We start from the raw sequence: 10,459 nt of genomic DNA on the forward strand, positions 1-10,459 counted from the left end.
ATATGCATTGTCAAGCATGTACTTCCCAGAGTGCGCCCTCCACATGTGGACTTGGCCAAGTGGTGAGCGGTCGAGCCCCGAGCGCGAGGTTCAGTTGATAGCGACTGCTATTTTTTTTCGCAAGCAATAGCCAGTTCGCAGGCAATAGCCAGCAGGAAGAAGGAGTTACGTCGTGCGCGCCACCGTTCTGCACCGGTACGGCGGTCCCGAGCAGTTGACCGTCGCCGAGCTCCCGCGCCCCGTCCCGGGACCCGGCCAGATCCTTGTCCGCGCGGCCGCTTCGGCGGTGAACCCGGTCGACATCGAGGTGCGCTCGGGCCAGGCCGCGAGCCATGTGAACCACCCCTTCCCGATGGTGCTCGGCTGGGACCTGTCGGGCACGGTCGAGGAGTGCGGCAGCGGGGTGACCCGGTTCGCCGTGGGCGACCGGGTCGTCGCCATGTCCGCCCAGATGGCCACGGGCGTCGGCACCCATGCCGAGTACGTCGCCCTGGACACCGCCCTCGCGGCGCCCGCGCCCCGCGGTGTCGACCTGGTCCGGGCCGCGGGCCTGCCCCTGGCCGCGCTCACCGCCGACCAGGCCCTCGACCTGATCGCGCCGGAGCCCGGCAGCACCCTCCTGGTCACCGGCGCGGTCGGCTCGGTCGGCGGTTTCGCCGTCCAACTGGCCGCGGAACGGGGCCTGAAGGTCCTCGCCCTGGTCCGGCCCACCGACGTCGAGGAGGCCCGCGCGCTGGGCGCCCACGAGGTGTTCACCGCCGAGAACCCGGTGCCGCACGGCGTCGCCGACCACCTCCTGGAGACCGCGGGGCGGCCCGGCGCCATCGACGCCGTGCGCGACGGCGGCACCGCCGTGTCGATCGTGCCGACCAAGCCCCCGGTGACCGAGCGCGGCATCGACGTACGCATGTCGTTCGTCGAGCAGGACGGCGACCGCCTCGCGCGGCTCAGCCGTCTTGTCGGCGAGTCCGTGCTCGCCCTGCGCACGGCCGAGGTGTTCTCACTGGACGGCGTCGGCGAGGCGCACCGCAGGCTGGCGGCCGGCGGAAGCCGCGGCAAGCTCCTGATCGCGGCGGAGTGAGCGGGCCGCACCGGACGGCCCGACTCCCCTCGATCCCCTACGACTTGGACTAGCCATGCCGCTACCCCTGTTCTCCCTGATGCTCTGTGTCTTCGGCGTCGGCACCGCCGAGCTCGTCGTCGCCGGCATCCTGCCCGCCATCGCGGGCGACCTGGACGTCTCGCTCTCCGACGCGGGCCTCCTCGTCACCGCGTACGCGCTCGGCGTCGTGATCGCGGGTCCCGTGGTCACGCTGGCCGGCAGCCGGATTCCCCGCAAGCCGCTGCTGCTCGGGCTGATGACGCTCTTCGTGGTCAGCAACGCCCTGGCCGCACTGGCCCCGGGCTACGGGGTGCTCATGACCGCCCGCGTGCTCTCCGCCCTCACCCACTGCACGCTCTTCGCGGTGTGCATCGTGGTGGCCAGCGGCATGGCCGCGCCCGGCAAGGAGGCCTCCGCGGTCTCGAAGGTCGCCGTCGGCCTCAACCTCGCCACCGTGCTCGGCGTGCCCCTCGGCGTGCTCATCGAGCAGCACCTCGGGTGGCGGGCGGCCTTCTGGAGCATCTCCGGGCTGAGCCTGGTGGCGCTGCTCCTGGTCGCGGTCATGCTGCCCGCCGACACGGCCGAGGCCGAGGGCGGTGCCGCCGCCGAGCTGCGGGTCCTGCGCGGCCCCCGGGTCCAACTGGCCATTGTCATCACCGCGTTGGCGATGGCGGCGGTCTTCACCGCGTACACCTTCGTGACCCCGATCCTCACCGACCTCGGCGGTTTCGACTCCTCCACCGTGAGCTGGCTGCTGCTCCTGCTCGGCGGCGGCTCGCTGGTCGGCAATCTGATCGGCGGCAGGCTCGCCGACCGCGCGCTGATGCCGTCCCTGGTGGGCGTGCTCGCCGTGCTCGGCGCCGACCTGGCCCTGATGGCGCTCGGGGCACGCGTGCCCTGGCTGCTGATCGCGCTGCTCGTGGTGTTCGGCGCCGCCTACTTCGCGGTCATGCCTGCTCTGCAGGCCCGCATCCTGACCTCGGCGGGCGACGGCGCGCCCACACTGGCCGTCGCCGTGAACATCGGCGCCTTCAACCTCGGCATCGCCTTCGGCGCCTGGTTCGGCGGCCGGCTGCTCGGCCTCGACCTCGGCCTGCGCGTCGTCATCGCCGCCGCCGCGCTGCTCTCGTGGGCCGCGATGCTGCTCGCCGTGCGCGAACTGTCCGTGGACCGGCGGGCGGAGCGCCCCGCGCCGTCCGACGCTGCCGCCACCGGCGCCCCCAAGACTTCCGCGCCCCCCCACTCCCCCGTTCCGTCCGACGCCGCCGCTGCCACAGGCACCGGCGACCGACTCTCACTGGAGCGCAACCGATGAGTGAGCCCACCCGGCGCCGCATACTGCGCCAGTCCGCCCTGGCCGGCGGCACGGCCCTGGCCGTCGCCACGGCCGACGCCGTCCCCGCCTTCGGCCGCGCGCGGGCCGCCGCTGCCGACGCCGTGGCCGCCGCGGCCACGGTGTCGGACCTCGACGCCATCACCGTGCGGCCCGCCGACACCCGCTACCAGGAGCTGATCCGCGGCACCAACCAGCGCTGGGTCGGCCGCCCCGACTACGTACGCCTCGTCTACACCGCCGACCAGGTCGTCGACGCCGTCCGTGAGGCGGTCACCGCGGGCAAGCGCGTCGCCGTGCGCAGCGGCGGCCACTGTTACGAGGGCTTCACCACCGACCCCGAGATCAAGGTCGTCATCGACCTCTCGGAGCTCGCCGACGTCTCGTTCGACGCCGAGAAGCGGGCCTTCGTCGTGGAGCCCGGCGCCTGGCTCTCGGACGTGTACACCGCGCTGTTCAAGCGCTGGGGCGTCACCCTGCCCGGCGGCTCCTGCCCCTCCGTGGCGGCCGGCGGCCACATCGTCGGCGGTGGATACGGCGCCCTGTCCCGCATGTTCGGGCTCACCGTGGACCACCTGTACGGCGTCGAGGTCGTCGTGGTCGGCAAGGACGGCACCGTCCGCAAGGTGCTCGCCACCCGCGACAGTGACGACCCGGAGCTGCGCGACCTGTGGTGGGCCCACACCGGGGGCGGCGGCGGCAACTTCGGCATCGTCACCAAGTACCTGCTGCGCACCCCCGGCGCGAGTGGCACGGACCCGGCGAAGCTGCTGCCGCGCCCGCCCGCCGAGCTCCTGACCAGCACGGTGACCTGGTCCTGGGAGGGCATGACGCAGGCCGGGTTCAAGCGCCTGGTGAAGAACTACGGCGACTGGTTCGCCGCCCACGGCGCCGCCGACTCCTCCTGCCTCGACCTGTTCAGTCAGCTCAAGGCCGCCCACCGCTCCAGCGGCGGGATCCTGATGGTGACGCAGATCGACGCCACCCGGCCGGACGCCCAGCGGGACCTGGACGCGTTCGTCGCGGCGATCGGCAAGGGCGTACCCGTCACCGCGAAGACCGCCACCCAGCGGCTGCCCTTCCTGCACGCCACCAAGTGGCCGGGGTTCGCGGGCGGCGACCCGACCCTGCGGTTCGAGGACAAGTCCGCGTACATGCGGGCCTCTTTCCCCGACGACCAGCTCACCGCCATGTACAAGCACCTGACCCGCACCGACTACAGCAACCCCGCGGCCCTGCTCCTGATCGCCGCCTACGGCGGGCGCATCAACGCCGTCGACGCCGACGCGACGGCGGTGGCCCAGCGGGACTCCGTGATGAAGCTGCAGTACCTGGCGTTCTGGCAGGACGCGTCCGAGGACGACAAACACCTCGCCTGGGTACGGGAGTTCTACCGCGACGTGTACGCGGCGACCGGCGGCGTGCCCGCCCCGGGCCGGGTCACCGACGGCTGCTTCGTCAACTACGCGGACATCGACCTGAGCGACCCGGACCACAACACGTCCGGTGTCCCCTGGCACACGCTCTACTACAAGGACAACTACGCCCGCCTGCAGAAGGCGAAGGCCACCTGGGACCCGCGCGGCGTGCTGCGCCACGCCCAGTCGATCAAGCCCCAGGCCGGCCGCTGAGTTCCCCCTGACCACGCGGCGCGGGCCGTCTTCCCGCGTCGCGTCCTCCGCCCGCACGGCACGGGCCGTGCGGGCGGCCCCTCTGGTACGCAGACACAGCAACAAAGGAGAACGGCATGCCCACAGTCTCGACGTCCGACTCGGTGGTGGAGTACTTCGTCACCGGCACCGGAACCGGACTCGCGCTGGTCCACGGGACCGGCGGTGACGCGGCCGGTTACGAGCACCTGCTGGAGAAGTTCAACGACCGCCGCACCGTCATCACCCCCAACTACTCCGGCAGCGGCGCCACCAAGGACGCCGGTGACCCGCTCACCCTGGAGCTGCTCACCGAGCAGGTCGTCGCGGCCGTCGAGGACAGCCCCGCCGAGGGTCCGATCGACCTCGTGGGCTGGTCCCTCGGCGCGGTCGTCGCGGCCAAGGTCGCCGCCGAGCGCCCCGAACTCGTACGCAACCTGGTCCTGCTGACCGGCTGGGCCTCGCTCGACGAGCGCCAGCGGATCTTCTTCGACCTGTGGCACCGCCTCGACCAGCTCGACCACGACGCCTTCGGCCGCTTCCTGCAGCTGCACGGCTGGACCGACGAGCAGCTGAACGCCATGGGCGCCAAGGGTGTCGAGGAGGCCGTCTCGGGCGGCATCCCGGCGGGCATCGGCCGTCAGATCGCCCTCAACCTGACGACCGACATCACCGACCTGCTGCCGAAGATCACCGCGCCGACGCTGGTCATCGGGGCCAAGCACGACCGCATGGTGCCGGTGAAGCACTCGCGCGAGCTGCACGAGGCGATCAACGGCAGCGTCTACGCGGAGCTGGACGCGGGCCACTTCGCGCTCTACGAGAAGGCGGACGAACTGGCCGAGCTCATCAACGAGTTCATCCACCGGGAGGCTGCGCCGAGCGCCGCGTAAGGCGGCGGGCGCCGCACGTGTAGAGCCCTGTGAGGGGGCGGACTTGGTCCGCCCCCTCACAGGGCTCTCGCAGCTGAGCGCTCCGTCTGCGGGTCCGTTGTGGCTGGTCGCGCCCACGCGGCGGAGCCGCATACGTCACAGCCCCGCGCCCCTTCGGGGCGCTTCGCCGAGGCCGCTCAGCGGGCCGTGGGGTCGTGGCGCAGGCGGTTCACGAGGGATGCCGTCGCGGGCTCGAACGCCGCGACGTCCAGGGCCAGTTCCAGCTCCTTGGCGAACGTGCCCTGGGCGCGTGCGACCAGCTTCTTGCCGTCCTCGGTGAGGTGGGCGAACATCACCCGCCGGTCCTCCTCGCCCGCCGTGCGCGCGGCGAGACCCGCGCCCTCCAGGCGGCTCACGAGGCGGCTCATCGTGGACTGGCTCAGGCCCACCGAGTCGGCCAGCTCCTGCATCCGCAGCGAGCCGCCGGCGAGGATGGACAGCGCGGTGAACTCCGATGCGGTGATGCCGTGTTGGCGCTGGAGCTTCTTGTCGAGAGTCGATCCCACGCCATTGACGAGCAACAGCAGCTGTCGCCACAGCTCCTGCTGACCGCCGAGACGTCCTCGCCCGCCCACCGCCATGTCCGCCGCACCACCCTGTCCCGCGCTCAGCACCCGCTGCGGCACGGACCTGCCGAACGGTGAATTTGTTTCCGCAAGCATAGAGCACCCCCCGGGGGTACAGGAACCGGCCGGTGCGCGCCCCCGCGGGAACGCGCACCGGCCGTGGACCGCCGTGGACCGCCGTGGACCGTCAGGCACGGTCCCGCGGGCGGGGCTTGCTGTACTTCCGCATCATCGGCATCTCGATGCCCTTGTGCAGCAGCCAGGCCACCGCGAGGCACAGCACGAAGTAGAGCCCGATGACGCCGATGCCGCCCGGCACGTCGTAGAGCTCGCTCTCGCCGATCAGCGAACGGGCCCACACCATCAGGACGTTGTGCACGATGTAGAAGGCGAACGAGACCTCGCCCAGCCAGATCATCACCCGGCCGCGGAAGGGCGAGCGATCCCCGCGCAGGTCGGTGGTGGCCGCGGCGGGAATGAGCAGCGCGAAGGGAATGAGGGCCGCGGCGTTGAGCCCGAAGAGCCACGGCACGGCGTTGGCGACCACGTAGCCCACGACCACCAGGGCGCAGGCCGGCAGGAGTCCGAGGCGGATCCAGCGGCCGCTCATCACGATGCGCGCCATGATCATGCCGAGGGCGAAGTCGAGGGTCCGCACCGGCGGCAGCATGTAGACGGCCCAGTACTGGACCTCGGAGACGGGGAACCCGTTGGACATCGTGCCGTCGGGCAGCAGGAGATAGGCGAGCGCGGGGATCGCGGTGATGACGACGACGAGGCCGCCCGCCCAGGCCCAGAGCCGCTCGGGCCGGATCTTCTTGATCCAGTGGTGCAGCAGGGGAAAGCAGAGATAGAAGAAGACTTCGCAGGAGAGCGACCAGCTGGGCGGGTTGATGCTCAGGTAGGTGTGGTAGTCGGGGATCCAGGTCTGCACGAGGAGCAGGTTGGGCAGCCACTGCTGCCAGGTGGCGGTGGCCGCGGCGAAGAGCACCATGGCGCCGATCCACCCGGCCACGTGGCTCGGGTAGAGCTTGACCAGGCGCCGGCGCCAGAAGCGGCGCGGGGCGTCGCCCGGTCGCGCCGAGTAGGTGAGCACGAAGCCGCTGAGCAGGAAGAAGAAGGTGACGCCCATCCACCCGGTCTTGGTGAAGGCCTCGTGGTAGAGGTCGGACGCCGTGCCGCTGAAGGGGTTCAGCGGCGGCTCGGTGGTCAGCGAGGAGTGGAACAGGAAGACCATCACCGCGGCGATGAACCGCATGCCGGTCAGCGAGGGCAGCCGGGAGAACCCCGATGGTCGTGGGGCGAGCTCCGGCACTTCGGCAGGTCTGGCGTGGGTCGTCATGGAAACTCCTTCAGAGGCAAGAACAATGCATGATCAAGCATTTATTTGGGCGCAGAAAGGGCGCGGGCCGTGAGTTCTTCGTGGATCACTTCGAACGGGCGGTTCTTGGTCTCGGGGACGTGCCGCAGCACGAACCACAGGGCGGCCAGGGCGACCGTCGCGAAGAACCAGAAGACGACCGACTCCCCCACCAGATCCGCCGCGGGCAGGAAGAGCTGCCCCACCACGAAGTTGGCGGCCCAGTTGACCAGGGCGCACAGCCCGGCGCCCCAGGCACGCAGGGAGGGCGGGAAGATCTCCGCCGCGAGGATCCAGAAGACGGGGCCGAGTCCGATGGCGAAGGACGAGACGTACACCCCCATGCAGACGAGGGCGATGAGGTGCGAGGCGGGACCCAGGTCGCCGTCGAGCGCGAAGCCCAGCGGGATCAGCGCCACCGCCATGCCGGTCAGGGAGAGCACGAGCAGCGGACGCCGGCCCGCGCGGTCGATCAGCGGGACGGCGGCCACCGTCATCAGCAGATTGACCACGCCGATCACGACGGAGTAGAGGATCGAGTTGGTCGCGGGCAGTCCCGCGCGCTGCATGATGCTGGGGGCGTAGTAGATGATGGTGTTGATCCCGGCGAACTGCTGTACGGCGCCCAGCGTCAGGCCGATCATCAGGGCCCGGCGCACGGTGGGATCGGCCAGGTGCTCCCGGTGGCCGCCCCGGCTCCCGCTCGCCCCGCTCCCCTGCGGCTGCTCATCGCTCCCCCGCTCCTGCGCGCGGACGCTCAGCCACACCGGGCTCTCGGGTACGAACAGCAGCCCGGCCAGCATCAGCAGCGAGGGCACCAGGCCCACCCCGAACATGGCGCGCCAGTTGGCCTCGTCCGCGAACCACAGGTTGACGAGGTAGGACACCAGGATCCCCGCGGTGAGCAGGATCTGGTTGACGGTGATCAGGCGGCCGCGCAGCCGGGGCGGCGCGATCTCCGCCAGATAGAGCGGGACGACCGTCGAGGCGGAGCCCACCGCGAGGCCGAGGACCACGCGGGCCGCGATCATGGTCCAGAAGCCGGCGGCCGCGGTGGCGAGCACGAGGCCCAGCGTGAAGGTCACGGCGATCACGATCAGCGTCCTGCGCCTGCCCCACCGGTCGGCGGGGCGGCCGCTGCCGAGCGCGCCCGCGGCGGCGCCCAGCAGGAGTGAGGAGATGACCGTGCCTTCCTGGAGGGCGGACAGCTGGAAGTCCGTCTTCAGGAAGAGGAGCGCGCCGGAGATCACTCCGGTGTCGAAGCCGAACAGCAGCCCGCCGAGGGCCACGACGCCCACGGCGAAGCCGAGTCGCCGTGGTGGGTCCGGTTCCGGTTGTGGCCCGTTGCTGTCGACGGCGGTGGGCGGCCGCGTTCCGGCGGCCGCCGTTGTCGCTCCTGCTTCGTCGGTCGCCTCTAAGGCCTGTGTTGTCATGGCCTGTGTCGTCATGGCCTGTGTCGTCATGGGCGGCACCTCTGTTTCTCTCTTCTCGTCGGGCGCTTCTTTTCGGGTGTTCAGACGCCGTACGTCGTGCGGTACACGGCGAAGCGGCTGTCGAGTTGGCGGCGGGAGAGGCCGAACTCCGTGGGCCGGAAGGCGCGCGCCGCACGCGCCGCCCTGGTGGACCGGGCGGCCAGCGCGGCGACGGCGCGGTCGACAAGGACGGTGGACGTCACCCCGGCGAACCGCTGGACGCGGCGCACCTCTTGGACGGGGTCGGCCACCAATTCCTCGTAGCGGACGTCCAGAAGACGGGCCTGGGGCAGGGCCGACCTGGCCTGTTCCGAGGCCGCGAAGTGCCGCTCGGCACGCGCCGCCCACTCGGCGCCCACCGGCCCCGGGTCGCCCGCGGGGGCGGTGCGCCCGCGCCGTGCGGCGCTGATCCCGGCGCAGACGCCCACGACGTCCGCGGGGCTGCGGTGCACATGAACGACCCTGGCGTCCGGATAGGCCCGCAGCAGCTCGCGGAGATGACGGGAGTGGAAGGGGTCGCGGAGCACCGGGGTCGAGCCGGGTATCCGCCAGGTGACCGCCTGCAGTTGGGCGCGGTGGAAGGCGTACGCCTCGGTGAGGTCCGCGCCTTCGAGCCAGGTGCCGTAGCCCGGCACCCGCCAGGTGAGCGTGGCCATCATGCTGTGGAAGGCGTTCGCGAGGAGGCGGTGGCAGCCGCCGGGGCGGGTGTGGCGGAGCAGCTGCCCCGCGCCGCGCCCCAGGGTCGGCCGCACCGCGCGCTCCGCGTCCGAGCGGGCGCGCCGCAGGGCGGCCCGCCGCTGCTGGATGTCGACGAGTTCGGCGGCGGGGTCCGCCAGTTCCCACAGGGCGGGGGCGTCCAGGCCCGGGTGCTCCGCGAGCAGGTTGTGCAGGAGCGCGGCGCCGCTGCCGGGCAGCCCGGTGATGAACACCGGGGCCCGGATGTCGGTCAGGGCGATCGTCGGGTGGTCCCGCAGCAGCCGGACCAGCTGGCGCTGGCGGGCCAGGGCCTCCGCGAGTTCGCGGCGTACAGCCGCCCGGCCTTCCGCGTGCAGGCCGGCCTCGCTGTCGAGCGACAGGACGAGCTGTTCCAGGGCGGGCAGGAAGCGCAGCCGTGGCTCCCCCTCCTCGCCGTCCTCTCGCACCCGTTCCAGCAGGTCGCTCACCGCGAGCCGGTCCCTCGGCGCGGGCTTCGTCCGGCGCGGGGCTGCCGGGTCCTGCCCGGCGGGCCGTGCGACGTCGCCGGTGCCCGGCGCGTACCGCGCGCTCGGGGCGCCCCAGGCGGGACCGCCTCCACTGCGCCGCCAGGACAGCGCGGACTCACGTACGGCTGACTCCCGTACAGCTGGCTCCCGCAGGGCCGGCTCCCGCACAGCTGGCTCCCGTAGAGCTGGCTCCCGTGCGGCTGATTCCCGTACAGCTGACTCTTGTAGAGCGGTCTCCCGTGCAGCTGACTCCCGCACGGCGGGCTCCCGCGCAGGGGCCGACCGCACATGCTGCTCGCTCATCAATCCCACCTTCTGGTTCATCGCGCGCAGGGCCTCTCGGCCGCGTACGCAGTGCAGGGCCCGGCAGTCGGAATCCGCGTGCCCGCGTCGCGTCACGCGGGCGCGGGGCTCCGATGCCGGGGCGGGCGGGAGCGGAGGAGGCGGTGGGGGCGCACTCTCGCTCCGGTGCCCGGTTCGAACGTGCGGTTACTCGGCGCGGTCGAAGTCGATGGCGCTGTAGGCGCGGAGCTTCGAGAGCCGGTGGTCGGAGTCGATCTTGCGGATGGTGCCGGACTTGGAGCGCATGACCAGCGAGGACGTCGAGGCGGTCGCGGCGCGGTAGCGCACGCCCTGGAGGAGCTCGCCGTCGGTGATGCCGGTCGCGACGAAGAACACGTTGTCGCCCTTGACCAGGTCGTCGGTGGACAGCGTGCGGTCCAGGTCGTGCCCGGCGTCGATGGCCCGCTGGCGCTCGGCGTCGTCCTGCGGCCACAGCTTGCCCTGGATCACCCCGCCCAGGCACTTGATGGCGCACGCGCTGATGATGCCTTCGGGGGTGCC

At 71.8% G+C, this 10,459-nt stretch carries 9 protein-coding genes; 4 read left to right on the forward strand and 5 right to left on the reverse strand.

The annotated features are described in order from the left end of the window. Window positions 1–172 precede the first annotated feature (172 nt). From AB0B50_RS23000 to AB0B50_RS23015, 4 genes are all read left to right on the forward strand, one after another. Complete coding sequence (locus AB0B50_RS23000) at window positions 173–1,081, forward strand: NADP-dependent oxidoreductase (protein ID WP_362334828.1); 909 nt, start codon at window positions 173–175, stop codon at window positions 1,079–1,081. A 55-nt stretch (window positions 1,082–1,136) separates the two neighbouring features. Further along, entirely contained in the window at window positions 1,137–2,417 is a 1,281-nt protein-coding gene (locus AB0B50_RS23005) for an MFS transporter (protein WP_362334831.1), read from the forward strand. Then, a complete protein-coding gene (locus AB0B50_RS23010) occupies window positions 2,414–4,066 on the forward strand; it encodes an FAD-binding oxidoreductase (protein WP_362334834.1) in 1,653 nt (550 codons plus the stop codon). Before AB0B50_RS23005 ends, AB0B50_RS23010 begins: the two co-directional genes overlap by 4 nt. 116 nt (window positions 4,067–4,182) lie before the next feature. Continuing rightward, window positions 4,183–4,977 carry an alpha/beta hydrolase gene (locus tag AB0B50_RS23015; protein WP_362334837.1) on the forward strand — a complete coding sequence of 265 codons (795 nt, stop codon included), beginning with the start codon at window positions 4,183–4,185 and terminating at the stop codon, window positions 4,975–4,977. Between the two features lie 176 nt (window positions 4,978–5,153). Here AB0B50_RS23015 and AB0B50_RS23020 read toward each other — a convergent pair whose 3' ends face one another. The 5 genes from AB0B50_RS23020 to AB0B50_RS23040 all read right to left on the reverse strand — a co-directional run. Further along, complete coding sequence (locus tag AB0B50_RS23020; protein ID WP_362334840.1) at window positions 5,154–5,678, reverse strand: MarR family transcriptional regulator; 525 nt, start codon at window positions 5,676–5,678, stop codon at window positions 5,154–5,156. Window positions 5,679–5,769: 91 nt separating this feature from the next. Continuing rightward, window positions 5,770–6,924, reverse strand: a complete 1,155-nt coding sequence (locus AB0B50_RS23025; protein ID WP_362334842.1) for an acyltransferase — start codon at window positions 6,922–6,924, stop codon at window positions 5,770–5,772. Between the two features lie 41 nt (window positions 6,925–6,965). Then, complete coding sequence (locus AB0B50_RS23030; protein WP_362334844.1) at window positions 6,966–8,405, reverse strand: sugar porter family MFS transporter; 1,440 nt, start codon at window positions 8,403–8,405, stop codon at window positions 6,966–6,968. A gap of 50 nt (window positions 8,406–8,455) precedes the next feature. Next, a complete protein-coding gene (locus AB0B50_RS23035) occupies window positions 8,456–9,784 on the reverse strand; it encodes a sulfotransferase (RefSeq protein WP_362334846.1) in 1,329 nt (442 codons plus the stop codon). Between the two features lie 321 nt (window positions 9,785–10,105). Further along, the coding region (locus AB0B50_RS23040; protein WP_362334848.1) for a fructose-bisphosphatase class II at window positions 10,106–10,459 on the reverse strand (354 nt) is incomplete at its 5' end.

Origin of the sequence: Streptomyces sp. NPDC041068 (assembly GCF_040647455.1) — a bacterium.
Taxonomy (GTDB): domain Bacteria; phylum Actinomycetota; class Actinomycetes; order Streptomycetales; family Streptomycetaceae; genus Streptomyces.